25 protein-coding genes are annotated in these 25,148 nt (G+C 33.2%); 15 read left to right on the forward strand and 10 right to left on the reverse strand.

The window, feature by feature from the left end; translation table 11 throughout:
* From HMPREF2801_RS07775 to HMPREF2801_RS07790, 4 genes are all read right to left on the reverse strand, one after another.
* Window positions 1-1,808, reverse strand: a 1,808-nt coding sequence (locus HMPREF2801_RS07775) for an ABC transporter permease (protein ID WP_070611617.1), incomplete at its 3' end; no start/stop codon positions are given.
* Window positions 1,805-2,485: an ABC transporter ATP-binding protein gene (locus HMPREF2801_RS07780; protein ID WP_070611619.1), complete on the reverse strand. Its 681-nt coding sequence runs from the start codon at window positions 2,483-2,485 to the stop codon at window positions 1,805-1,807. The genes HMPREF2801_RS07780 and HMPREF2801_RS07775, both read right to left, overlap by 4 nt.
* Window positions 2,486-2,559: 74 nt before the next feature.
* Window positions 2,560-3,534, reverse strand: a complete 975-nt coding sequence (locus tag HMPREF2801_RS07785; protein ID WP_070611621.1) for a sensor histidine kinase — start codon at window positions 3,532-3,534, stop codon at window positions 2,560-2,562.
* Window positions 3,531-4,217, reverse strand: a complete 687-nt coding sequence (locus HMPREF2801_RS07790; RefSeq protein ID WP_070611623.1) for a response regulator transcription factor — start codon at window positions 4,215-4,217, stop codon at window positions 3,531-3,533. Before HMPREF2801_RS07790 ends, HMPREF2801_RS07785 begins: the two co-directional genes overlap by 4 nt.
* 211 nt (window positions 4,218-4,428) lie before the next feature.
* On the opposite strand from HMPREF2801_RS07790, the gene HMPREF2801_RS07795 reads away from it, so the two are divergent.
* Complete coding sequence (locus tag HMPREF2801_RS07795) at window positions 4,429-5,673, forward strand: L-cysteine desulfidase family protein (RefSeq protein WP_070611625.1); 1,245 nt, start codon at window positions 4,429-4,431, stop codon at window positions 5,671-5,673.
* Window positions 5,674-5,742: 69 nt separating this feature from the next.
* On the opposite strand, the gene HMPREF2801_RS07800 is transcribed toward HMPREF2801_RS07795, so the two are convergent.
* Both HMPREF2801_RS07800 and HMPREF2801_RS07805 read right to left on the reverse strand, forming a co-directional pair.
* Entirely contained in the window at window positions 5,743-7,179 is a 1,437-nt protein-coding gene (locus HMPREF2801_RS07800) for a TraB/GumN family protein (RefSeq protein WP_246830005.1), read from the reverse strand.
* A 7-nt stretch (window positions 7,180-7,186) separates the two neighbouring features.
* On the reverse strand, window positions 7,187-8,260 hold the full coding sequence (locus tag HMPREF2801_RS07805; protein ID WP_070611627.1) for a pyridoxal phosphate-dependent aminotransferase: 1,074 nt from the start codon (window positions 8,258-8,260) through the stop codon (window positions 7,187-7,189).
* 87 nt (window positions 8,261-8,347) lie between these two features.
* On the opposite strand from HMPREF2801_RS07805, the gene HMPREF2801_RS07810 reads away from it, so the two are divergent.
* The 6 genes from HMPREF2801_RS07810 to HMPREF2801_RS07835 all read left to right on the forward strand — a co-directional run bounded on the left by HMPREF2801_RS07810 (window position 8,348) and on the right by HMPREF2801_RS07835 (window position 14,809).
* A complete protein-coding gene (locus tag HMPREF2801_RS07810; protein ID WP_070611629.1) occupies window positions 8,348-9,346 on the forward strand; it encodes a threonine aldolase family protein in 999 nt (332 codons plus the stop codon).
* Between the two features lie 8 nt (window positions 9,347-9,354).
* A complete protein-coding gene (locus tag HMPREF2801_RS07815; RefSeq protein ID WP_070611631.1) occupies window positions 9,355-9,990 on the forward strand; it encodes a hemerythrin domain-containing protein in 636 nt (211 codons plus the stop codon).
* 173 nt (window positions 9,991-10,163) lie between these two features.
* Window positions 10,164-11,210, forward strand: a complete 1,047-nt coding sequence (locus HMPREF2801_RS07820; protein WP_070611633.1) for a Fic family protein — start codon at window positions 10,164-10,166, stop codon at window positions 11,208-11,210.
* A gap of 113 nt (window positions 11,211-11,323) precedes the next feature.
* The gene (locus HMPREF2801_RS07825; protein WP_070611635.1) at window positions 11,324-14,074 is read left to right on the forward strand and encodes a heavy metal translocating P-type ATPase; all 2,751 of its coding nucleotides are present in this window, start codon (window positions 11,324-11,326) and stop codon (window positions 14,072-14,074) included.
* Window positions 14,071-14,340 carry a metal-sensing transcriptional repressor gene (locus tag HMPREF2801_RS07830; RefSeq protein WP_070611890.1) on the forward strand — a complete coding sequence of 90 codons (270 nt, stop codon included), beginning with the start codon at window positions 14,071-14,073 and terminating at the stop codon, window positions 14,338-14,340. The genes HMPREF2801_RS07825 and HMPREF2801_RS07830 overlap by 4 nt, the downstream gene beginning before the upstream one ends.
* Before the next feature lie 7 nt (window positions 14,341-14,347).
* Window positions 14,348-14,809 carry a hypothetical protein gene (locus HMPREF2801_RS07835; protein WP_070611637.1) on the forward strand — a complete coding sequence of 154 codons (462 nt, stop codon included), beginning with the start codon at window positions 14,348-14,350 and terminating at the stop codon, window positions 14,807-14,809.
* 47 nt (window positions 14,810-14,856) lie between these two features.
* On the opposite strand, the gene HMPREF2801_RS07840 is transcribed toward HMPREF2801_RS07835, so the two are convergent.
* A complete protein-coding gene (locus HMPREF2801_RS07840; RefSeq protein WP_246830006.1) occupies window positions 14,857-16,260 on the reverse strand; it encodes a phospholipase D family protein in 1,404 nt (467 codons plus the stop codon).
* 119 nt (window positions 16,261-16,379) lie between these two features.
* Between HMPREF2801_RS07840 and HMPREF2801_RS07845 the strand changes: the two genes are divergently transcribed.
* The 3 genes from HMPREF2801_RS07845 to HMPREF2801_RS07855 are packed head-to-tail and all read left to right on the forward strand — an operon-like array spanning window position 16,380 to window position 18,251.
* Window positions 16,380-16,769 carry a GntR family transcriptional regulator gene (locus tag HMPREF2801_RS07845; protein ID WP_070611641.1) on the forward strand — a complete coding sequence of 130 codons (390 nt, stop codon included), beginning with the start codon at window positions 16,380-16,382 and terminating at the stop codon, window positions 16,767-16,769.
* Window positions 16,759-17,601 carry an ABC transporter ATP-binding protein gene (locus HMPREF2801_RS07850; protein ID WP_070611644.1) on the forward strand — a complete coding sequence of 281 codons (843 nt, stop codon included), beginning with the start codon at window positions 16,759-16,761 and terminating at the stop codon, window positions 17,599-17,601. Before HMPREF2801_RS07845 ends, HMPREF2801_RS07850 begins: the two co-directional genes overlap by 11 nt.
* Complete coding sequence (locus HMPREF2801_RS07855) at window positions 17,598-18,251, forward strand: ABC-2 transporter permease (protein WP_070611645.1); 654 nt, start codon at window positions 17,598-17,600, stop codon at window positions 18,249-18,251. Before HMPREF2801_RS07850 ends, HMPREF2801_RS07855 begins: the two co-directional genes overlap by 4 nt.
* 49 nt (window positions 18,252-18,300) lie before the next feature.
* Here HMPREF2801_RS07855 and HMPREF2801_RS07860 read toward each other — a convergent pair whose 3' ends face one another.
* Both HMPREF2801_RS07860 and HMPREF2801_RS07865 read right to left on the reverse strand, forming a co-directional pair.
* Window positions 18,301-20,145, reverse strand: a complete 1,845-nt coding sequence (locus tag HMPREF2801_RS07860) for an ABC transporter ATP-binding protein (protein WP_070611647.1) — start codon at window positions 20,143-20,145, stop codon at window positions 18,301-18,303.
* Entirely contained in the window at window positions 20,132-21,868 is a 1,737-nt protein-coding gene (locus tag HMPREF2801_RS07865) for an ABC transporter ATP-binding protein (RefSeq protein WP_070611649.1), read from the reverse strand. The genes HMPREF2801_RS07860 and HMPREF2801_RS07865 overlap by 14 nt, the downstream gene beginning before the upstream one ends.
* Window positions 21,869-22,037: 169 nt before the next feature.
* Here HMPREF2801_RS07865 and HMPREF2801_RS07870 point away from each other — a divergent pair, with 169 nt between their 5' ends.
* Together HMPREF2801_RS07870 and HMPREF2801_RS07875 are read left to right on the forward strand one after the other, a co-directional pair.
* Entirely contained in the window at window positions 22,038-22,277 is a 240-nt protein-coding gene (locus HMPREF2801_RS07870) for a CDIF630_02480 family spore surface protein (RefSeq protein ID WP_070611650.1), read from the forward strand.
* 41 nt (window positions 22,278-22,318) lie between these two features.
* Window positions 22,319-22,870: a phosphatase PAP2 family protein gene (locus HMPREF2801_RS07875; protein WP_070611652.1), complete on the forward strand. Its 552-nt coding sequence runs from the start codon at window positions 22,319-22,321 to the stop codon at window positions 22,868-22,870.
* Here the strand turns inward: HMPREF2801_RS07875 and HMPREF2801_RS07880 are convergent.
* On the reverse strand, window positions 22,844-23,281 hold the full coding sequence (locus tag HMPREF2801_RS07880) for a nucleoside deaminase (RefSeq protein ID WP_210394473.1): 438 nt from the start codon (window positions 23,279-23,281) through the stop codon (window positions 22,844-22,846). The two genes, HMPREF2801_RS07875 and HMPREF2801_RS07880, sit on opposite strands and share 27 nt — an antisense overlap.
* Before the next feature lie 120 nt (window positions 23,282-23,401).
* Here HMPREF2801_RS07880 and selD point away from each other — a divergent pair, with 120 nt between their 5' ends.
* From selD to HMPREF2801_RS09615, 3 genes are all read left to right on the forward strand, one after another.
* Window positions 23,402-24,421, forward strand: coding sequence for a selenide, water dikinase SelD (gene selD / locus HMPREF2801_RS07885; protein ID WP_070611656.1), 1,020 nt, complete (start codon window positions 23,402-23,404; stop codon window positions 24,419-24,421).
* Complete coding sequence (gene yedF / locus HMPREF2801_RS07890; RefSeq protein ID WP_070611658.1) at window positions 24,422-24,997, forward strand: sulfurtransferase-like selenium metabolism protein YedF; 576 nt, start codon at window positions 24,422-24,424, stop codon at window positions 24,995-24,997.
* A partial coding sequence (locus HMPREF2801_RS09615; protein ID WP_148130103.1) for a putative Se/S carrier protein occupies window positions 24,991-25,148 on the forward strand: 158 nt, incomplete at its 3' end. The genes yedF and HMPREF2801_RS09615, both read left to right, overlap by 7 nt.

Here is a 25,148-nt window from a genome sequence, read left to right on the forward strand (position 1 = left end):
AAATTATTAATATTAATAATTTTTCCACCATTATAATATCTCAGATTTATAGTATTATTTTTTGAGTCAGTTAAAGGAATATATTTTCTAAATTTATAGGGAGTAAAATTATTTTTTGGTGTTTTGTTTAACAAAAGAAAGTTACTTTCTTCTGTCAAATTATTTTCTTTTTTGATTTTGTTAAAATCCTCCTTTGAAAGAGCAAGTATTCTAACAAAGTAATCTTTTGACTGACTTTTATTTTCTAAATCATTTTCAAATTTATTTGATAAGAAATTTTTGTTATCAGATTTATAGAACTTAAAATCTTTTTCTTCAAAAATGTGGATTTCATCTACAAAATTTATGTTTTTCAGATCATCAACTATATTTTTATTTAATCTTGAATCAGAAAAAAGATAAGCTTCAAAATTATAAGGGTCATCAAATTTATTATATTTTGCGTTCATGTTTCTATAAGAAACAGATACTAAAAAAACATTCATGGCAATAGCAGATAACAAAATGGCAATGGAAATCACTTTATAAGTATTTTTGTAAGTTTTAAAATAATCCTTTGCGAGAGTTTTTTCTATGCTGCCTTTAATTTTTGATTTGCCTTGTTTTTTCTTTTTGGAATCTAATCCATTTAAACCTTCAACTATATTTATTTTTGAACTTTTTCTAGCAGGCACAATGGCAGAGATATACACTATTAGCAGTGAGAAAAATAAAATTATAAAGATTGATTTAATATCTGGAGTATAGAATTTAAAACCCCTCATTTCTAAATTATCACTTAAAATTTTAGACATATTTTTATAACTTATGCGGTTGTTAATATACATGAGATATGTCAAAAAAATAGCATTTAAGTAAGACAAAAGAGTTCCAACTAAAATAGGAAAAATTGAAATATTAAAAGCCTTTAGCTTCACAAGTTTTTTGGTTTGTTTTTCCGTCATGCCTGAAGATTTTAAGAGAGCAAGCTCTTTTATATCTCTATTATTGTAAACATTAAAGGAGCCATAAATCATAACTGCAAAGAGTAGAATTAGGATAAAGAATAGTCCAAAAGATTCAATAAATGAATTTATAACCCTTTTTGGTGGGATAATTCCCTTTGGAAATATCATCTTTGACTCCAAAAGAAATGTGTTGTAAAAAAGTTGACCCTTGTCTAGGGCTTTCTTTTCATTAATATTTAACTCTTTTAGAATTTTTCTAGTATTGGTATAAGTATCTCTTGGATTTTTGTACCAGATATAGGCAAAGTAGCTTTCACCCTTTTTAAAATCGAGACCCTTACTATCATCAAAATAAGAAAAAGCAACTGGATCTTCAAAAGAAAAGGAAAAATCTTCGTAAACACCAACAATTTTATAATTTTTCTCATTAATTTTAATGTTTGAAGCAATTTTATAATTTCTGTTTTTATTTAGGAATTGTTTTGTAACAACTATTTCTCTTGAATTTTTTGGATTTCTCCCATCAATTAAGTGAATGTCTATATTTTCAAGAAAATATTTTGATTTCTCATAGATAATAAGACCTATATCAGTTGAAATTATTTTGTCATAATGGACTTTTTCGATATCCTTATTTTTTTCTAATAAATCGTAGGTTTGTTTGTCGATTTCTGAAAGAGAAACTTCATAATCTCCAACTGTGTTTTTTAAGTATTTAATTTGTGATTGTCGCAAATCGCTTAAAATAAATACAATGGTTCCAAGTAAAATTACTGCAAGCAATATAGAAACTCTTGTGGCAAAAGTATCTTTTTTATTGTTTTTGATGGATGAATTTGCAAGGTCACTTATTATTTTCATTGCAAGCCTTCTTCCAACAAAGACAATCTTCCGTCTACCATTTTATAAACCTTATTACAGGCATTTGCAACTTTCTCATCATGAGTTATTATCATGATAGTGGAATTAAGCCTTTGATTCACTAGCTTAAAAAGGGAAATTATATCCTCAGAATTTTTTCTATCTAAATTTCCTGTAGGCTCGTCAGCTAAAACTATGGCAGGTCTTGTTATAAGACTTCTTGCTATGGCAACTCTTTGCTGTTCGCCGCCAGATAGTTCTCTTGGAAATCTATTTAACTTATCCTTTATCCCGAGAATCGAAAGAATTTCATCAAAATATTCTTGGTCAACTTTTTTGTCGTCTAAAAGTATTGGCAATAAAATATTTTTTTTAACATTAATATTTGGAATTAAGTTAAAAAACTGATAAATAACTCCAATATTTCGCCTTCTGAAAATTGTAAGATCTTCCTTATTAAGTTTTGTAATATTTTTATCTTCAATAAAAATATCTCCACTACTTGGCTTGTCAACACCAGCAAGAAGGTGGAGGAAAGTTGATTTTCCAGAGCCACTGTCTCCGATTATAGCAACTAAATCACCTTTAGAAAGATTAAAATTCACATCAACTAGCGCTTCTACTTTGACTTCAGCATCGTAAACTTTTGTCAAATTATTTGTCTGTAAAATAAACATATTTGCCTCCTTTTCCTCATATTAACAAAATAAAGTGACGAGTCAGTGACACATATTAATGAAGAATTATATAGTTATTTATAAAATCTCATCTCGAAGGTATTATAATTTTTTTCGCGATTATAAATTAAGTCGCCATTTTCTTTATTTAAAATAGTTTTTGCCATGGGAAGTCCAATGCCATAGCCTTGACTGTTTGGGTCAGATTTATAAAATCTTTGCATAGCTTTTTTTAAAGTATCCTTACTCATACCTGGAGAGAAATCTTTGACAAGGATGCTTTTAAATACATTGCTTTCTCTAAGTATAATTTCGATATTATTCTCTGGGCTTGCTTCAATTGCATTTTTGCAGATATTTAAAATTGCCTCATGGGTCCATTTTTTATCGCAATTTAAAATAAAATCATCACCAAAAATTTTAATTTCATAATTTTTTAAACCAAAGTAAGAATCTAAATCCTCTTTTACACTTTTTATCAATTCCAAGACATTTACATACTCTAAATTAAATTTTGTTATATCAGAATCAAGGGAAGCCAGTTTTAAAAGAATGTCTGTCAAATTTTCAAGCCGATTTATATTATTTCTAATTAACAAAATATATTCATCTATATTTTCTTTGTCTTCTTCAATTAAATCCAACATCAACAGAATACCTGTTAAGGGAGTTTTTATTTGATGGGCAAGATCTTCTGAGTAATCTCTTAAAACCCTTTGCTTCTCTTTTGAATTTTCAATTATATTTTTATTTTCTAAAATTATTTTTGTAATTTCGTCTTTAAGTTTTCCAAATTCACCATCATTTTTTTTATAAACTTCCTTGTCTGGATTTAAAGAGTGAATTAAATTTATAATTTCGTCAATTTGATCATTTATTTTCTTATTCTTACTCCTTTCAAATAATAAAAGAAAGACAAAAATGAAGATATTCAAAAATATAAAATAAAAAAGAGTGACCATGTCAAATCGTGGACTAATATAAACTATCAGCATTGATAAAATAATATTAAAAGCAATTAAAAATAAATATTTTTTATAATCTTTCATTTTTTTACGCTCTCTTCAATATCTAGTTCCGACCACTTATAGCCAAATCCTCTTATAGTTTTAAGGTATTTTTCATAATCAGGACCCAATTTTTTTCTAAGTCTTTTAATTGTTACAGAAAGAGTATTGTCATTTATTTCATAAAAATCATTTTGCCAAATGTTATCTAAAATAAAGTCTCTTGGCAAATTTTCATTTTTGTGTGCGATAAAAAGTTTTAAAAGGGCATATTCTTTTATATTTAAATCCAAATTTTTGCCGCTTAATTCTGCAGACTTAATATCATCATTTAAAGTCAGGTCTTTAAAAATAATTTTTGATTTATGTCCAGTCCTTTTCAAAACATTTTCAATTCGAGCTTTCAAAACAGGAAGAGAAAAAGGTTTTGATATGTATTCATCTGCACCTTCTGAAAATCCTTTTAGAATATATTTTTCATCATTTTTAACGGTTAGCATTATAATAGGAATTTTTGAAAAACTTCTCACATAGTTCAAGTAATCAAATCCATTTCCGTCAGGTAGATTTACATCTAAAATAATTAAATCAAATTCATTTAAAGAAAGACCTTCAGTGGCAGAAATAGTTTTAAAAATTTTTACGGAATATTTAAATTTTTCAAGATATTTTTTTATAGCAAAAGATATTGTATTGTCATCTTCTAACAAGAGTATTTTTAACATATTATCTCCTTTATTCTTATCTTTAATTTTATTATATATTATTAATTTAAAAATCCAAAAATATTATGGTAACTTATTTTTGTTTGCAACAATAAGTTACCTATTTTAATTGTAAAAAATTTTAAAAAATGAGTTTGAAAAATACTATTAGGATAAGGTTATCGTTTTTTGTTATAATATATTTGTTAAAAATAAATTATGAGAGGATTTTATGGATTATAATAAATTTTTGAGAGAGAAAATGGTGCCTGCCTTCGGCTGTACCGAGCCCATAGCTTTGGCATATGGCGCCAGCCGTGCGAGATTTCTTTTGGGAGAGGATCCTGAAAAAATTAAGGCTAAGTTATCGGGCAATATTATTAAAAATGTAAATAGCGTTAAGGTGCCAGGCACTGATGGAAGAAAGGGAATAGAAATTTCTCTTGCTGCCGGTGCTTTTCTTGGCGACTATACTAAGAAGCTTGAAGTTTTATCTGGAGCTGATAAGTCTAAGCTTAACACCCTAGATGATTTAATAGAAAAGGGTCTCGTTGACATAGAACTTGTTCACGAAATTAAGGGACTTTACATAGATATAATTATGGAGAAGGCTGACAAAAAGTCTCGGGTAATTATAAAGGATTATCACACAAATATTATTTACGAGAGTCTAAATGATAAGGTGATCTTTGAAAATAAGGACCTAGAGGAAGTTGAAGAAAATAAAGTTGACTTGTCCTTTGATAAAATTTATGATTTTGCAAAAAATGGAAATTATGACAGTATAATAGATGTCTTGGATAAAGAAATCCACTACAATTATGCCATAGCCAAAGAGGGCATTGAAAACCCATGGGGCGCAAATATTGGCAAAATGGTTTTGGAAGATGCAGAAAATAATTATAAGGATAAATTAGTTGCCTATGCTGCCGCAGGTTCTGACGCTCGTATGTCAGGCTGTGAAAAACCTGTAGTCATAAATTCAGGATCTGGCAACCAGGGCATAACAGTTTCTGTTCCAATAATTATCTACGCTAAGGACCATGATATTGACAAGGACAAGTTATATAGGTCTCTAATTTTTGCAAATTTAATTGGCCTTTACATAAAAGAAGGCATAGGCGAACTATCTGCCTACTGCGGAGTTGTATCTGCTGCGGCAGCTTCTGTATGCGGTATAGCCTTTATGAAGGATGAAGATAGGGATCTCATAAAAGAAATTTTAACAAATGCCCTTGCCACAAATTCAGGAATTATTTGTGACGGTGCCAAGGAATCCTGTGCCATAAAAATTGCATCAAGCCTAAAGATGTCCCTTCTTGCCTACAGGCAAGCCAAGGAAGGCAACTCCTTTAAACCAGGAGATGGCATAGTAAAGGGCGATGTTGATGAGATGATAAAAACTGTTGGTCACATAGCCATGGAGGGCATGAAAGAAACAGACGAAGTTATTTTAAGGGAAATGATTGGAAAATAAAATAGCAAATAATAAAGACGAGGTTTTATGCCTCGCCTTTTTCTATAAATTTTGCAATTATTTTAAATTTTATTTTTCTACAACTTTATAGCCCATGTCCCTTAATATTCCTGTGACAGAATTTTCTGGCACAAGGTGGGCTGAACCTATTAGGATAAAGTAAGTATTTTTGCCATCTTTTTTTAACAAGCCGTCAATTTTTTGCGCCATGCCCTTGTCTCTTTCGCTGGAGAGTGCCTGGCTAAATTTTTCTGAGGCCTCGTCGCCCTTAACTGATAAGATTGATTTCATCTTAGCCCTGTCGCCACTTTGCCAAGACTCAAGCAAGTTTTCTAGACCTGAATTTATATTTTTGTAGCCATTTCTTTCGATTTCGCTTGTTAGGGACTCAATCATCTTTATATAGGCATCCTTGTCAAAGTTTTCTAGGATATTTGATTGGTATTCCATGGATTCAAGCTCGTCAATTGGGATTTTATTTAAGAGACTCAGTGACATAAAGTAGGACTCAATGCCAAAGCTTGCCTTTGGAGATTCAGGTGCTGGGTCAGAGGATAGGGCGTTATAAACTGCCCAAGGCTTTAGGGATTTCACTTGATCTTCCTTCATGCCAAAGCCTTCAAATATTTTTAAGACCCTTGTGTATAAGTCTTCGCCCAAATCATCTTTTAGATTTTTTCCGTCCTTGTAATAAATTTTTTCGCCCATTTTTTTTGCCTCTTCCTTATTTGTCACATCTATTTCCATATAAATTTTGTCAGAGGACTTTAGGGCAGAAATAATATTTTCATCAAGGGGATAAAGGGAGCTCTTGCCAACGTGAATGGAGCCCAGCATATAAATTTTGTTGTCCTTGTTGGAAACTTCGTAGAAAAATCCCTTGGAGACCTTGCCCGAATCTTGCAAAATTTTATTTACTGCACGGTTGTAAAGGGAGATCATCTCTTGGAGAGGAATTTTTGAATTTAAATATTTTTCATCAGTTGAGCCCAAAAAAATTTTTCCTTCCCTTAAATTTTTCATTTCAAATTTTTCATCATTTAAAAGTTTTGAAATTGAATTTAAAATTTCAGCTCTAGTCAAATCTTTAAAGGCAAAATCTCCACCTGTAACAAGATCTCTTTCTTCTATTTTTTCTCTTGCAAGTTCGTAACAAGCCATGGCGTCATCAAGGGTAACTGGCCTTGTAAAATCTTTGCTATCTAAAACAAATTTTGCAGGGTAAAGACCCATAAACTGTGCTTCGTTTAGGTCTTTTATCGCCCAGGAACTGTATATTGGATTTTTATTTTGCGATAAATCTTCCTTTTTTGATTTTACTTCCTGGACTTCCTCTATTTTTTTATCTAAAGTATTTTGCTTCTCTTCAGTTTTTATATTGTTAGCCTTTACTTCTGTGACTACAGGAGCAGCCGCAGAGACAAAGCTTGGAAGTAAAAGTGTAGGTACAAGAAGCAAGCTAGAAAATATTTTTTTAAATTTTTTAATTTTACTATTTTTCTTCAAAAATCATTCACCTCTTATAAATCTCTCTCAGATTTTCTAAAAGTTTTTCATTGGCATCATCATCTAAGATACAAATCCTAAAATAACTTTGGTCTAAATTCTTAAAAGATTTGCAGTCGCGAATTACTAGACCCTTCTCCAAAAGTTTTTCGCGAAGTTCTGTGGCATTAGGTCCGTGTAAAATCTTAATCAAAATAAAATTCCCAAAACTTTTATGTGGCTTTAAATTTTTTATTTTAGAAATTTCACTAAAGATGTAATTTCTCCTTGATCTTATAAAATCAAAGACCTCAGAAAGATAATCCTCATCAGAGAACATTATCTTGCCGCAAATTTCTGCAACAGAATTTATTTGCCAAAGGACTTCCTTATTTTTAAAGTAGTTTAAAAAATTCTCATCAGAGGAAAGTCCATAGCCAAGCCTTATGCCAGGTAGGGCAAAAAATTTTGATGTCCCCCTTACCACTGCGAGATTCTTGTAAGAATCAATTAGTTTTGTGGAAGAGTAGGTGGACATATCTGTGAACTCAATATAAGTCTCGTCCACTAAAATTTTTGCATGAGTTTTTTTTAAAATTTTTTCTATTTCATCTGCACTTAAAATTGTGCCAGTGGGATTATTGGGATTTGCAAAAACTAAAAATTCCACGTTCTTTTCCACAATAGTTTTTATAAGGTCATCTAAATCAATTTTAAAATCATTTTTTTCTTCTAAATTATATTCAATTATCTCAGAATTTATTTTATTAAGCTCATTTTCGTACTCGGAGTAACAAGGAGACAATATCATAGAAACTTTTGGCGCAAAAAATTTTATTGCGTCCTTTAAAATTTCTGTAGACCCAAGTCCAAGGACTATATTATAGCTTTTACAATTTACATAATTTGAAATTGAATTTCTTAAATCTATGTAATCTACATCGGGGTAGCTAGAAAGCAAGTTTAAATTGTCTAATAGGCCGTCGAGAGCTTTTTTGCTGGGACCAAGGGGATTTATATTTGATGAAAAATCTCTTATGTTCCTTATTTCAATGCCCTTATTTTTTGCAATTTCAAAAACATTTGCACCATGACTGTTCATTAAAACACCTCCCTCCTATTGTACCCTATTTGGTAAAAATTTTACATTTAATATATAATATTGGGTAAGAAGAGAGTGAGGTGGCTTATGAATAATTTTAAAAATGATTATAACGATTTTGGATCGAGAGAAATTTATGAGGAGATAAATAGAATTTTTGACGAAAAAATTTCTGGCTACGGTACTGATGAGATTTCAAATTCTGCCAGAGATTTAATTTTAAAGGAAATAGGAAGGGACGCCGACATTGAATTTGTATCTGGCGGCACTGCCACAAATATTTTGGCGACAACTTTTGGCCTTAGACCCTACGAGGCAGTTTTGTCTGCATCAACTGGTCACATTACTCATCATGAGACAGGATCTATTGAGGCAACGGGACACAAGGTTGTGACAATAAAAACTTCTGACGGCAAATTAAGGGCAAGGGACATAAAAGATTTAGTGGAAAACCAAGCTGGCGAAGTTGATGTAAAGATAAAGGTTGTCTATATTTCACAAACCACAGAAGTTGGCACAGTTTATTCTCTTGATGAAATAAGAGAAATTTATGAAGTTTGCGTTGAAAAGGACCTATACCTATACATTGACGGTGCGAGAATTGCTCACGCCATGGCTGCAAATAATACAAAATTATCAGATTACGCCAAATATTCCCACATTTTTTCCATCGGCGGCACAAAAAATGGGGCAATTTTTGGCGAAGCCCTAGTTATTTTAGATGAAAATTTGAAAAAGGACTTCAGATATTATTTAAAGCAAAGAGGAGGAATGATGGCAAAATCCTTCTTGATTGGTCTATCTTTTAAGGTCTTACTTGAGGATGGTCTCTACTACAAAAATGCCAAGAGAGCCTATGATATGTCAAGACTTCTTGTTGATGGACTAAAGGAAATGGATAGAGAGCCACTTTTTGGCGAGTCCAACCAAATTTTTATTAAGTCAAATCCAGAGGAAATTGAAAAATTAAAAGAAGAAAATATTTTTGAAATAGACAATGTGAAAGAGTCAATAATTAGACTTGTGACAAATTATAGAACTAGTGAAGAAGATGTGAGAGGATTTCTAAATTCTCTTAAAAATTAGGAGGAATTATGTTAGAGAGAAATATGACAGTTGAAGCTGCAGTAATGGAAAACCCAAAAGTTTTACAGGAACTTCAAAAACTTGGCGCAGAATATGATTTTATAGCCATGGAAAGCTTGGAAGATGCCCTAAAATCCCTTGGCGAAAATTGTGATGCCTTTATAAAAAGAGTTGAGGGCCAGACTGACTTTAAGGACATGGATAGGGTTAGAAAGATGAATAAGGAAGAACTCATAAACTATATCGTTGATGAAATTCACCCTTATGAACTGGCAACAACTGAAAAAATCGATGAAATTTTTAGGGGAGCAATAAAAAAATATTATAGAGAGAGGGGAGAACAACTCTTTGTAATTTACGAAGTACTTTTACTAATTAAGGCTGAACTTGTTTCACACTTCTCCAGCGAAGAAGAGTTTGAATTTAAGGATGCCTTGGCAGGAAAAGATGTGGACTTCGAAAATCTCCTTGCAGAGCACGAAAAGACTATTGGACTTTTTGACAGAATAAAATATTTAACTCGCGACTACAAAATGAAGGCAGAAGAGCCTGAAGTCAAGGAACTAAATAAACTTATGGGCGAACTTGACGAGGACATGAGAAGACATATTTACATTGAAAACGAAATTTTATTTAAGATGTAATTTATAATTTAATAAATTTTTCAGTGGTTTAGCTTTTGGCTAGACCATTTTTTTGTCCTTAAAAGATTTTATATCATTCCGAGGGTGACTTTATATGCTTCCTACGAAATTATCCCCTAAAAATAGATTTATCGCCTAAAAGGTGCTATAATTTAGGAGATAAAGGAGTTTTTATGCGAAAATTTGATTACAGTAAATTAAAAGAAAAAAAGTGGGACGCTGAAATATTAAATTACATTTCAGAAATAAGCGAATACAAGGGAAGGCAAGAGCTTTTTTTGAGCCAAAAGCCAAAAGTTCTAGATAATCTTGTAGAACTTGCCATAATACAAAGCACACAAAGTTCCAACGAGATTGAAGGTATAAGGACCACAGATTCAAGGATAAAAGACCTTGTAATGAAAAAAGTTGCTCCAAGAAATCGAGATGAAGAAGAAATTCTTGGTTACAGAGAAGTTCTTTCCACGATTCACGAGTCCTACGATTACATTCCAATTAATTCAAAAATTATTTTACAACTTCACAGAGACCTCTACAAATATTCAAACAAATCCATTGGGGGAAAGTTTAAAAACACTCAAAATTATATTCAAGAGACGAAGGAAAATGGAGAAACTTTTGTAAGATTTACGCCTCTTCCCCCCTTTGAAACTCCTACTGCCATAGAAAAAATTTGCCAAGAATACAATAGAGAAATCGACAAAAGAGAAGTAAATCCTCTTATACTAATTCCTATTTTTATTCACGACTTTTTGTGCATACACCCATTTAACGATGGAAATGGTAGGATGTCAAGGCTTTTAACAACTTTGCTTTTATACAAGTTGGGTTATGTTGTGGGAAGATATATAAGTCTTGAAGAGAAAATAGAAAAAACCAAGGGAAATTATTATCAAGCTTTAGAAAAAAGTGGACTAGCTTGGCAAGAAAATGCCGAAGATCCAACGCCTTTCATAAAATATATTTTGGCAATAATACTTGCCGCCTATAGAGATTTTGAGGACAGAGTTAATATTTTTGACACAAAACTTTCTGCCATTGACCAAGTTAAAATTGCCATAGATAAAAAAATTGGCAAGTTCACAAAAAGTGAAATAATGGAGCTAACGCCTGGAATTAGCAGGGCATCAGTGGAAAATTCTCTAAAGGAATTAGTAGATAAAAATATTATCGAAAGACATGGAAGTGGAAGGGCAACTTATTATACAAAAATTAATTGATTAGAGCAGCAATGACTGCTCTTTTTTAATAGTTATTATCATATACTTGCAAAAAATTATTTCCAGTGTTACTATAAAAACAGGAACACCCCCCAGGGGGTATGGGAGGTAATATGGAGAAAAAATTTGATGTAAGTGGCATGACTTGTGCATCTTGCGTCGCCAATGTCACAAAGGCTGTAAAAAAACTTGATGGCGTAAGTGATGCAAATGTAAATCTCATGACCAACTCAATGAAAGTATCTTACGATGAAAATAAAGTTAATGACAATAAAATAATTAGTGCAGTGGAAAAAATTGGCTACGGTGCCAAGGTATCTGGCGAAAAAGTTACAGGGGAAAATAAAAAAGAAGAGGACAGAGAAGGTCATTTAAAAAATAGACTTGTGTCTTCTCTAGTTTTTATGCTTATCCTCATGTATGTTGCCATGGGTCACATGGTCCACCTTCCAAGTCCTATGATTTTTCACGGAAGAGAAGGGGCAATAATTTTTGCCTTCACGCAATTTCTCTTGGCTCTTCCTGTAGTTTATATCAATAGAGACTTTTACATCTCTGGTTTTAGGGGACTAAAAAACAGGGCGCCTAACATGGACTCTCTAGTTGCCATAGGCTCTGCAGCATCTCTAATTTATGGTATCTTTGCCATTTACATGATGGCTTATGGCTTTGGTCATGGCGACTTGGATTTAGTTGATGTATACAGAAAAAATTTGTACTTTGAATCTTCTGCCATGATTTTGACCCTAATAACTCTTGGCAAATATCTTGAAGAAAAATCTAAAAATAAGACTAGGTCTTCCCTAACAAAATTAATGGATCTTGCGCCAAAAAGGGCTACAGTCCTTGAAAATAATGAAGAAGTTCAAAAGAATATTGAAGATGTGAGAGTCGGCGATGTCATAATGGTAAGACCAGGAGAAGCTGTTGCAGTTGACGGGAAAATAATCGAGGGCACATCTTCCCTTGATGAATCTGCAGTAACTGGCGAATCTATTCCAGTTTCAAAATCTGTAGGCGACAGAGTTATCTCTGCCTCTATTAACACAACGGGTTCCTTTAAATTCATAGCAGAAAAAGTTGGCGAGGACACAACAATTTCTCAGATAATAAAATTAGTTGACCAGGCAAATGAATCTAAGGCTCCCATTGCAAAATTGGCAGATAAAATCGCAGGCGTTTTTGTGCCAGCAGTTTTAATTATTTCTGCCCTTACTTTTATTATTTGGACAATCCTTGGCTATGGCTTTGAAAGTGCTCTTAACTTTGCAATTTCTGTCCTCGTAATATCTTGTCCTTGTGCCCTTGGACTGGCAACACCAGTTTCCATTATGGTGGCAACGGGAAAGAGTGCAGACTTTGGACTCCTCTTTAAGAACGCAGAAGTTTTGGAAAATCTTCACAAGATTGATGCCATTGTTATGGATAAGACGGGCACAATTACTGAGGGCAAGCCTAAGCTAACAGACATTCTTACAGACTTAGACCAAGATGAATTTTTAAAAATTGCCGCATCAATTGAAAAAAACTCACAGCATCCACTGGCAACTGCAATTTTAAATTATGCTGGTGAAAAAAATATAAAAATTTCTGAAGTAAATAATTTTGATTCAGTTAGCGGCAGAGGTCTAAGTGCAGACTTATATGGCAAAAAATATTTTGCCGGCAATAGAGAATTTATGGAAGAAGAAAAAATTGACCTAAAGGACTATGAAAGGAAGGCAGAAAAACTTGCAGGAGAGGGCAAAACTTCTATGTACTTTGCTGGTGAAAGTGAGGTCATTGGAATAATTTCTGTAAAGGACCTTCCAAAGAAAAGCTCCAAAGATGCCATTGCCCTTTTAAAAGCCATGGGCAAAAAAATAATAATGCTTACTGGTGCCAACGAGAAGACAGCAGAAGCCATAGGGCGAGAAATTGGCGTTGACGAAACTTTTGCAGGTCTACTTCCAGATGAAAAAAACAAAAAAATTGATGACCTGCAAAAATCTGGCGACAAGGTCCTCATGATTGGTGACGGAATAAATGACGCCCCCTCCCTTGCCAAGGCTGACATTGGCATGGCAATAGGTCACGGCACAGATGTGGCAATAGAGTCTTCTGATGTGGTCTTAATGAGGTCAGACCTCTTAGATGTTGTCTCTGCCCTTGAACTTTCCAGTGCCACAATAAAAAATATAAAGGAAAATTTATTCTGGGCATTTTTCTACAACACAATTGGAATTCCTCTTGCGGCAGGTCTTTTATACCCAGGCTTTGGCATAAAATTGTCGCCAATGTTTGGCGCCTTTGCCATGAGCATGTCTTCAGTTTTTGTTGTTAATAATGCACTAAGGCTTAGAAGATTTAAGCCAAGGGGTATAAGTTCTTTGGAAGAAAAAACTCCTGAAAAGGAAAAAAATCTTCGTGAAGAGAATGTAAAAACTCAAGAAGAAAATAAGCTAACTACAATAAAAGTAGAGGGCATGATGTGTGAGCACTGCGAAAAAAGAGTAAGTGAAGCCCTGGAAAAAACTGGCAAGGCAAAAAATGTCCTTGCCAACCACGAAGGTGGCACAGTAAATTTTGTCGACCAGGGAATAACTGCTGAAGAAATAAAAAAAGCAGTGGAAGAAGCAGGTTATAAAATTATTAAAAATAAAGGAGAAAATAATATGGAAAAAATTTTAAAAGTTGAAGGAATGTCTTGTATGCACTGTGTAGCTCATGTAAAAGAAGCACTTGAAAAGCTAGAAGGCGTAAGGGAAGCTGATGTAAAGCTTGAAGAAAAAAGAGCAGAAGTAAAAATGGACAAAGAAGTTTCCGATGAGGCCCTTGTAAAGGCAGTGGAAGGCGCATGTTACTCTGCAGAAATAGAAAAATGAGAGCAGAAAAAGATGTGCAGCTGAGGAAATTAAAAACTGTCAGGGGACAAATTGATGGTCTTATAAAAATGGTTGAAGATGACAGGTACTGCCTGGACATATCCAACCAGCTTATGGCATCAATCTCCATCCTAAAAAATATCAACAAGGATGTCCTGACAGCTCACCTAAGAGGCTGCGTCAAAGAATCCTACTCTAAGAGCCAGGAAGAAATTGACGAGAAAATCGAGGAGATTAACACTATAATAAACAAGTTGTCAAAGTAGGTGTGATATGAAAATTAAAAAAATATTTTATTTGTTAGTAGTCTTAATTTTTCTCACAGCTTGCAAGAAGGACCAAGCTCATGAGATAAAATTTTCCACTGGAGAAGTTTATAAGTTTGAGACTTTGAGCGTGGAAGTAATAGCTGATGAAGAAAAAATGAAAACTAGAGAAATTTTTTCTTCTGAGGACAATGAAGAAAAGTTAAAAGAAATAATTAGTCTTTTGGAAAAGTGCCAGGCTACAGACCCAGGTTATGGATATAAATCTATCCCAGATTATGATAGTTTAATAATTAAACTGAGAGATAAAAACAAGGAAGATACAATTTATATGTATGACTCAAAAAGAGATAGAAACACAAAAAAATTTCACTATTCTTTATATGGCAGTCTTGGAAAATATGATGGAGCTTGTCTTTTATCTGATGACGATTTAATTTCTGAGATAAAGTATATAGTGGACAAATAAAAAAGTCACGGTAGGTTTTACCGTGATTTTTTGTGCATAAATTTATTTTACCAAGTGCAGAGACCAGTTTTTTCTTGAATCTTCCAAAGTATTCTCATGAAAAATCTCTTTTCATGATGATCTTCAAGAGGAAGAGTGTAGTCACCGCCTTCATTATTCCAAAGTCTTTCAAAATATTCTTCCATTTCTCTTGGAATTTCAGAATTTTTTTCCATTTCAAGAGCTAGGTTTGTCTCCAAGTTATAGTTGTCCAAGTTTCTCCTTGTGTAGTTGGCAGAGCCAAGTATGGCAAGAGGATTTTTGTCCTTGAATTTAAAGTAAATAAATTTCGTGTGGAACTGCTCGCCAGAAGTTTGATACCAGCGAATATTTATGTCTGGATAGTCTTCCTTTAGTTCAGAGAGGGCAGGTCTATTGGGCGACCCATTTTTTTCAAGACCAAAGGCATCTTTGTTGAGGTCAGCTATAATTTTTACATCGACGCCGCGTTCTGCAGCTTCGCCAAGTTCTCTTAAAATCCTAAATTCTGATAGATAAAAGATTCCAAGATTTATCTCGTCGCCCTTCTTTGTTTCCTTAATATTTTTTGAAATTTCATCATAAATTTTTCCTTCAGTGATGACCTTGAGCTTGTAGGGAGAAGTGACTTCTTCTGCCTTAAAATTTTCTATTGCGTCAGGTAATTTGTCAAAAAATATAGATTCAGACTTAATCAAATCTTCCATGGCCTTGCCGCGAAAGACTAAGGCAACATTAGAGTGATAAGCTGAAGGGTCGTGTGGATTGGCTGATGCAACTAGGGCTTCCTTTTCTGAAATGACAACTTTTCTGTGGTTGCCCTTGAAGTTGGCAAGCTTTAAGATGGACCTAATATTTACCTTGTCGGCATCCTTGTCAAAAAAGTTTCTTATCCAGCCGCCACCAGATGTCCCAAACCACTTGACATAAGCCCTGTAGCCACCAGATAAAAGAGGGTTGGAGTCGCGCATTTTATTTAAGTCAGTGACTACGACATCAATTCCATTTTCACGAAGCTTCTTCAGATTATCTTCTTCATAGGCACCGTAAAAATTATTTATGGGGTCTGTGACAAATAAAATTGGCATGTCAGGATTTTCCTTTTTCTTTGCCACTAAAAGGTCTGTCATCTCTTCAACTTGATTTGGAAAGTCCATGGACTTGTCATACTCATCATTGTAGAGGAAAAAATCAATCATTAGAAATTTTTCGGCATTTTTTATAGTTTCCAGCTCGCGCTTAAAAATTTCATGCTCATGAATCCTCTTGCCATCTTTAAGATAAGTTAAATCATATAAAAACTTACAGTCAGCATCCTTAAAATCGCTGGATACATTGGTGCCAGGAGGATTTTTTGTATTTAAGCTGTATAAAATTGGAATAAAAATAAGTAATAAAATAATTAAAATCATAATTTTCTTTTTCTTTTTCAAAGCGACCTCCTTTTTTCTCATTATACCAAAATTTAACAGCTAACTTACAAAGAAAAATAAAAAAATAAATTGACAAGTGTTATAGACTGTTATATAGTGTTATATAGCAAGGAGGCAAAATGAAAATTATTTTAATAAATGGATCCTCAGTTCCTCTTTATGAACAGATAAAAAATGCAATTAAAGAAAATATTTTAAAAAACAAGGTTGAAGAAGGCGAGCAGCTCCCTTCTGTAAGGACTCTTTCTAAAGATTTAAAGGTAAGCATTTTGACAGTAAAAAAAGCTTACGATGAGTTGGAAGAAGAGGGCTTTGTTGAATCAAGACAGGGACTTGGCACCTTTGTCGCAGCTAAAGACTCTGAAGTAAAAAGAGAAGAACTACAAAAGAAATTAGAAGAGCATTTGCAAGAGGCAATAAATTTGTCTATCCAATTAAATTTAGACAAAAAGACAATTTTAGAATTATTTGAAATTTTATACAAGGAGGGAGTGGAATATGACAAATAAAATTGAAGTTAGAAATTTGAAAAAAACTTATGACAATTTTGTCCTTGGGGAAAATTCCTTGGATATAAAAAAGGGATTTATCACTGGATTTATTGGGAAAAATGGAATGGGAAAGACAACTACAATAAAGTCACTCTTGTCACTAATAAATTACCATGGAGAAATTTTTGTCGACGGCCAAGATGCAAAAAACTTAAATTATCTTCAAGATGTTGGAGTAATTATGGACGAATCTTTTCTTGCCAAGGACTGGAAAATTTCAATGGTAAATGAGGCAATGAAGTGTGGCTATGAAAATTGGGATCAAGATAAATTTTTCACATATATCAAAAATTTTGGCATTGAAAAAAACAAAAAAGTTAGAGAATTATCTCGTGGAATGAAAATAAAATTAATGTTTTCAATTGCGCTTTCTCACAAGGCAAATCTTTTAATTTTAGATGAGCCAACAAGTGGGCTTGACCCAAGTATGCGAGATGAACTTACAGATATGTTAAAGGAATTTGTGGAAGATGAAAATAACACAGTGCTTTTTTCCACTCACATAACAGAAGATTTAGACAGAATTGCTGACTATATTATTTTTATTGACCAAGGAAAGATTGTTGAGGAGTGCCCTAAAGAAGAATTTTTGGAAAAATATTTTGTTTTAATGGGAGGAGCAGAAGATCGAGAACTTTTGAAAGATTTTGATCTTCTTGGCATAAAAGCAAGTGACACTTCCTTTGAAGCCCTAGTGAAAGATATTCAAGATAAAAAAATTCCAGAAGAATTAATTCTTGAAAAGCCAGATATAAATAAAATTTTAGTTTTATATGGGAGGAAAAAATGAAAGATATTAAAAAAATAATAAAGTTAGATTACATTTCAATAGTCCCCTATTTTACTTTTAAAAATTTAATTATAATGATTTTTTTATATTGTTTTTATTTTGTTGTGAGCAAAAATCCAGCCATAGCAATTTCAATGCCCCTAATATTTGCCATAATTTATTCCTCTTATCCTTTTTTAGTTGGAGATGAGGCTGGATTAGATGGTTTATATAAAATTTTTGGAATAAAGAATAGAGATGTTGTAATTGGAAGATATATATTTGCAATAATTTTATTTTTATTTGCAGTAATAATTGGACTTATATTTACAATTTTATCTTTATTTTTATCTAAAGACCTTGAAATGGGAAATATATTACCAACTTATGCATCATATTTTCTCGTTTATATAATTATGATTTGCATTCAATATCCAATATTTTTTAAATATGGATACACAAAGGGTAGGACAATTTATCTAATACCAGTTATAATAATTGGAATTTTAGGATTTTTAGGGAGTTATTTTGACGAAACAGCTAAAAAAGTTTTGTTAGCAATAGAGAACAATAAAATTATAAGTTCTGGAGTATTTTTATTAATTTTTATAATTATAATTTTTTCATCAATAAAGATTTCTGAAAAGAATTATAACAACAGAGATTTCTAAAAAAAATAAGGTGTTGGAAAAAATCCAGCACCTTGTTTTTTATTTAATTTTATTCGTCGAATCCACCTGTGTAGAGCTTGTAATAAATTCCTCTTTGTTCTAGCAAGTCTTTGTGGTCTCCTCTTTCTACGATTTCTCCATTTTGAAGGACGATAATAACATCAGAGTTCATAATTGTGGAGAGCCTGTGGGCAATTACAAAAGTAGTTCTTCCCTTCATGATTTCGTCCATCCCCTCTTGGACAATCTTTTCTGTACGAGAGTCAATAGATGATGTCGCCTCGTCAAGGATCATAACTGGTGGGTTAAATATTTCTGCTCTAGCAATGGATAAAAGTTGCATTTGCCCTTCAGAAAGTTCGCCACCTGCTCCAGTGATAAGAGTGTCGTAGCCATTTTCTAGGTTCTTTATAAAGTCATGAGCCTTAGTCCTCTTAGCCACTGCAAGGGTTTTATCCATGTCCACATCATCTACAGAGTAATTTATATTTTCTGCAATAGTGCCTGTGAAGAGGTGAGTGTCTTGTAATACCATGCCAAGTGATGAGCGGAGATCATCTTTTTTTATTCTTTTAATGTCAATTCCATCAAAGGTAATTTCGCCACTGTCAATGTCATAAAATCGGTTAATCAAATTTGTTATTGTAGTTTTTCCTGCACCAGTTGCACCAACAAAGGCAACTTTTTGGCCAGGCTTGGCGTAGAGATTTAAATTTTTCAAAACTTTATTTTCGCCGTCATAGGAAAAGTCTACATCCTTAAATCTTATGTCGCCCAAAAGTTCTCTGTAGTCATCTGTCTTTAAGTCGTGCCAAAAATATTTTTCTTCTCCATCAATCTCTCTAATAACTTTTTCCACATCGCCTGAATAATCTTCTGGCTCAACTTCTAAAAAGTCGAAAATTCTTCTTGCTCCTGCAAGGGCAAGGACAACAGAATTTATATTGCCACCGATTTGTCCCATGGGACCAGTTATAGTCCTTGATAGTTGCAAGAAAGATGCAACGACGCCAACTGTTATTCCATACTTTCCAGAAACAGCCATTAGTCCACCAATAAGTGCAAATAAAATATATTGGAAGTTTCCAATGCCAAAAATCATTGGGAATAAAAATAAGCCCAACCTGTTTGCAATCATTGTATTATTCATTAACTCATCGTTAATTACTCTAAAATCTTCTCGAGCTATATCTTCGTGGTTAAAAACTTTTACAACTTTTAATCCGTCAATCATCTCTTCGATGTAGCCATTAGTCTTTGCAAGTGAATTTTGTTGATTCATAAAATAATGTGAAGACTTACCCCCAATAACATTCATGACAAAAATCATAAGTCCAACTGTAAAAATTATTACAAGAGAAAGAGTAGCTGATTGCGAAAACATTGCAATGAGAACCATGATAATTGTCATCATAGAAGAGACAAAAGAAGGAAAGGATTGTGCAATCATATCGCCAAGCGCCCTGACATCATTTGTGTAGTAAGACATAATGTCGCCGTGACTTTTCTTATCGAAGTAGGACACTGGAAGGGTCTGCATCTTTTCAAACATAATCTTTCTCATGTCGCCAAGGGTATTTTCAGAAATGTAGACCATAAGCCTTGAATAGGTAAAGGATGAAAGAACACCTAGAGCCAGGAAGCTTCCCATCTTAATTAGCATGGACAAGAGGTCAGAAAAGTCTGGTTTTGAGCTATTTACCAAGGGGATGATGTAGTCATCAATTAAAAATCTCATAAATAAGGACACAGAAATTGTGGCAAGAGATGAAATTATTACCATTATAGAAACTGCAAGGAGTTTAAATTTATGTCTTTTAAAAATAAAGGAAAATAATTTTTTCGCAGCAACTTTATTTTCTTTAGATGTAATTTTTACCTTATTCTTTCGCATCAAAATCACCGTCACTTTCTTGAGTTTCATTAATTTCTCTATAGATTGGACTCTTTTCGATGAGCTCAGCGTGCTTACCAATAGATTCAATTTCTCCCCTATCTATAACAAGAGTGTAGTCAGTATTTTTCAGTGACTTTATCTTTTGTGATATTAAAATTTTTGTCATGTCAGGTCTAAGTTTATTTAAAGATTCGATTATTTTTTCCTCAGTCTTGTTGTCAAGAGCAGAAGTTGAGTCATCCATTATTAAAATTTTTGGGTTTTTCAAAAGAGACCTGGCAATAGAAATTCTCTGCCTTTGTCCACCGGAAAAGTTTGTGCCACCTCTTTGCACCATCATGTCCAGGTCCTTTTCAGGGTCTATGAAGTCATCACAGGATGCAATGTAAAGTGCTTCCTTTAACTGGTCGTCAGTTAAATTTTCATCAGCCCACTTTAAATTCTCACGAAGAGTCCCAGTGAAGAGTTGATTTTTTTGTAGGACGACAGAAACTTCATCTCTTAAAGAAATTAAATTGTAATTTTTTACATTTTCTCCGCCAACAGAGACATCGCCCCTGCTAGTGTCAAAGAGTCTTGCTATTAAGCTTATAAGAGTGGACTTGCCTGAACCTGTGGGACCAATTATGCCAACATAGTCGCCATAATTTATTTTTAGATTTATATTTTTTAAAACTGCCTTATCTAGGTCTCCTGAATAAGAAAAGTAGACATGGTCAAAAACAATTTCTCCATTTTTTACAACTTTTACAGAATTTTCTGGGCTAACAATGCTTGGAGTAGTTTCTATTACATCATTAATTCTCCTGATGGAATTTCTAGCAATAGTAATTTGTACAAGAATCATTGAAAGCATCATAAGAGAAATCTGAATTTGAATTGCATAAGTTATAAGACCTGTAAGAGCACCTGTAGACATGTTGCCTGCAACAATAAAGTGACTTCCCAGCCAAGCAATTAAAATAGTCATGAAATAAGTGGAAAAGTTCATAAGCGGATTCGAAAAAGCAAGAAGTTTTGAGGCTTTGATGTAGTTATTTTGTAGTTCATCAGAAACATCGTTAAACTTTCTTATTTCCTTATCTTCTTTAACAAAGGATTTTACAACTCGAATTGCAGATAAATTTTCAGACACATCTGTATTTAATTTGTCTGTGATTTTAAAAACTTTTTCAAAAATAGGATAGGCTCCTTTTATTATTAGACCCATGCCAATACTAATAAATGGAATTATAATAACAAAGGTTGGCGCCAGTTCTCGCGATAGCTTAAAGCTCATGATAAAGCAAAAAATCAGAGTGAGAGGGGACCTTATTGCCATCCTTATAGTCATTTGAAATGCCATTTGCACCATTTGCACATCAGTAGTCATTCTTGTTATAAGAGTTCCCCTCTTGAACTTGTCCATGTTTTCAAAGGAAAATTTTGTAATATTATCGAACATAGAGTAACGCATATTTTTTGCAAGACCAGAGGATGCCTTTGTAGCAAGATAGCCTGAGATGATACCAGTGGCAAGGGTTATTCCTGCGACAACAAATAAAATAAGGCCGTAGTGGATAATATTACCTCTTGCATTTTTAAGTATGCCCTCATCAATGATCTTCGTCATGAAAAAGGGAATTGCTGCATTCATTAAAACTTCTATTAAAACAAAAAAAGGCGAGAGAATAGCATATTTTTTATACTCGCCTAAATTATCAAAAATAACTTTTAGCATATAGCACTTCCTAAATTTTTATTATACTTTAATATATCTACCCAAAAAAACTTTGTCAAATATTTTACTAAATTTATTATAATACTTTACTTAAATGAATTGAAATTGATACTTCTTTGTACTAATATAATATTAAGAGTATTTTATTATTATTAACGGAGGAATTATTATGACAGACAATAAAAAAGAAAAAGATTTAATTGAAAATTCAAAAACTCTTTCTGATGCAAAAAAGAAACAAATGAAGGCAAACATGGACCAACAAAAGCAAATCAACTCAGAAAACAGACCAGACTCTGATATATATGCTAAGACAGAAAGAAAAGATCCTGAAACAGGAATCGAAATTCCAACTGAAAATTCTGTTGAAGAAGCTAAAGAATGGGTTGACAACGAAAATAGAATGTAAAAATTGGCCTAGGAATAGGCCTTTTTTCATAAGAGGTGCAAATGGATAAAAAATTTTTAGAATGGCTCCTTAGCATAAGGACGGAGACATTAAATAGGTATATGATTGCAATTACACACCTGGGCACAGGCGGTGCTATTTGGCTCTTCACCACATTTATTTTATTTTACTTGGGATTTAGAATTGAGAGCGTAAATATTGCCCTTGCCCTAATTTTTAATGGAATAGTTTGCAATTTACTTTTAAAAAATATTTTAAAGAGAAAAAGACCTTCATGGATATCAAAAGTTGAGCTTTTGATAAAAAATCCAACAGACTTTTCCTTTCCATCAGGTCACGCATCTTCATCCTTTGCAGCTGCTTTAACTATTTACTTTTACTTTAAGGGCATGGGAATATTTTTCCTAGTTGTGGCAACTTTAATTGCCCTCTCTAGGATCTATCACTTTGTCCATTATCCCAGCGATGTAATAATAGGAGCAATACTTGGCATAGTTATTGCCATTCTTACGAAAAACAATTACGACAAATTTATCTTAGAATTTTTGCAAACAAATGCTGCCTTTTTATTTAGACCTCTTCCTAAGATCTGAAAAAAATTCGCTTATTAAGTTTGCACATTCCCTCTCTAAGATTCCAGACTCATAACTTATCCTGTGATTAGTTATGAGTTTTTCTATTTTTTGGTGAGAAAGGACTGCGCCAAAGCGCTTATTCCTTGCACCGAAATATAAATTTTTTATGCGGGCATTTAAAATAGCGCCCACACACATGAGGCAGGGCTCTAAGGTCACATAGATGTCGCAGCCTTCTAAGTGATAGGAATTTAAATTTTTTGACGCCATATTTATAGCCATAATTTCTGCATGGGCAAGAGGAGAGTGAAGCTCTTCTTTTTTATTGTAGCCATATCCAATTACTTTATTATTTTTTACAATGACACATCCTACGGGCACGTCGTCAGACAAAAGTGAGCGCCGTCCATAGCGGATTGCCTCTTTCATATACTTGATTTCCATAAAATTATTATAGCAAATAAAAAAATTTATTGTAGAGAGGTAATTTGCCTTTATAAAAGATATATGAAAAAATTTCTCTGTGATATAATATTAATTGGTGATAATATGTCAGAAATAAAATTAGAGCTTGAAGTGTGCGGCGGCTGCAATGAAAAAATTGGCGTCAAAGATTTATCGAGCATCTTAAAAGATTTAAAGCCCTACAAGAGAGAAGAAATAACAGTGGGCTTCGACGGAAGAGACGATGCCTGCGTCTATAAAATAAACGAAGACATCTCCCTAGTTGAGAGTTTGGACTTTTTTTCTACAATGGTAAAGGATCCCTATGACTTTGGAAGGATTGCATCTACAAATGCAATATCCGACATCTATGCCATGGGTGCAGAGCCAAAATTTGCCCTGAATATAGTTTGCTTTCCTGAAGGAGAAAATCTTGAAATTTTAAAAGAAGTTCTTCGAGGTGCAGGAGATGTATGTCGCGAGGCAGAAGTTTCAATAACTGGAGGACATTCTATTCACGACAGAAAAATTAAATTTGGTCAATGCGTGACAGGTCTTGTGAAAAACAATGAAATCTGGACCAATAGGGGCGCAGAAGTGGGCGATTATTTTATTCTGACAAAGCCTCTTGGCGTGAGCCTAGTTATGAGCGCTTATTCTGTAGGAATGACCTCAGAAGAAAATTACATAGAGGCTATAAAAAATATGACCACATTAAATAAGTATGGAGCAGAAATTTTAAAGAAGTACAAAGTTTCTTCTGTCACAGATGTGACGGGCTTCGGTCTACTTGGCCATCTGGACGAGTGCACTGAAGACTCTGTAGAAATTTTTGCCGACCAAATAAATTTCTTGCCGGGAAGTTATGAAGCAGCCAGTGAATTTTTATTCACTGCAGGTGGTCAGAGAAATAGAAGGGCACTAGAAGATAAGGTTGAATTTACTTTTGATGACTTTGCCCTAGAAGAAGTGCTCTTTGATCCACAGACATCTGGTGGACTTCTCTTTGCTGCAAAAAAAGATGAGGCAGATAAAATTTTAGCTGAAATGAAAGAATGTGGAATTCCTGCTTTTTATGTAGGTCGCGTGATACCAAGAGAAAATAAAAAATTTAAGGTGATATAAATGGAAATTGATGCAAGAGGATATGCTTGTCCAAGGCCAGTAATTATGACTAAAAGGGCAATTAGCGAAAATAATTTGGAAGAAGTTTTAGTAAGAGTAGATAACGAAGTTGCTACAGAAAATTTAAAAAAGATGGCAGACCAATTGGGCTATACAACAAGTATTGTTGAAAATTCAAAGACTGACTACGAGGTCTACCTAAAGAAATCAGAAGATGGAAAAAAATCTGAAGTTGTTAGTGATGAATATGTTGTAATCTTTTCATCAGACAAACTTGGCATTGGCGAAGAAGAATTTTCTAAAAAATTAATGGAATCCTTCACTTATGCCCTATCAGAAGAAGATAGCCATCCTAAATACATCTTGTGCTACAATTACGGAGTTCATCTAACGACAATAAATGAAAAAACTGTGGAAGACTTTAAAAAATTAGAAGAAAAGGGCACAGAAATTTTATCCTGTGGACTTTGCCTTGAAAATTATAAATTAAAAGATGAGCTTAAAATTGGCGAAATAACAAATATGTATAGAATTTGTGAAATTATGACTAAGTACAGAGTCATAAAACCATGCTAGAATATTTTCTCTTGACCTTTGATTCCTCAAACAAATCAATAAAGGCAGAGAGAGTTTTAAGGAAAAACAAACTAGCCGCAAGAGTAATACCAGTGCCTGAAGAATTATCCAAGGGCTGTGGCTTTGCTGTGAGGTTAGATGGAAATTTAAA

The sequence above is a fragment of the Peptoniphilus sp. HMSC062D09 genome (assembly GCF_001811425.1).
GTDB lineage: Bacteria > Bacillota > Clostridia > Tissierellales > Peptoniphilaceae > Peptoniphilus_A.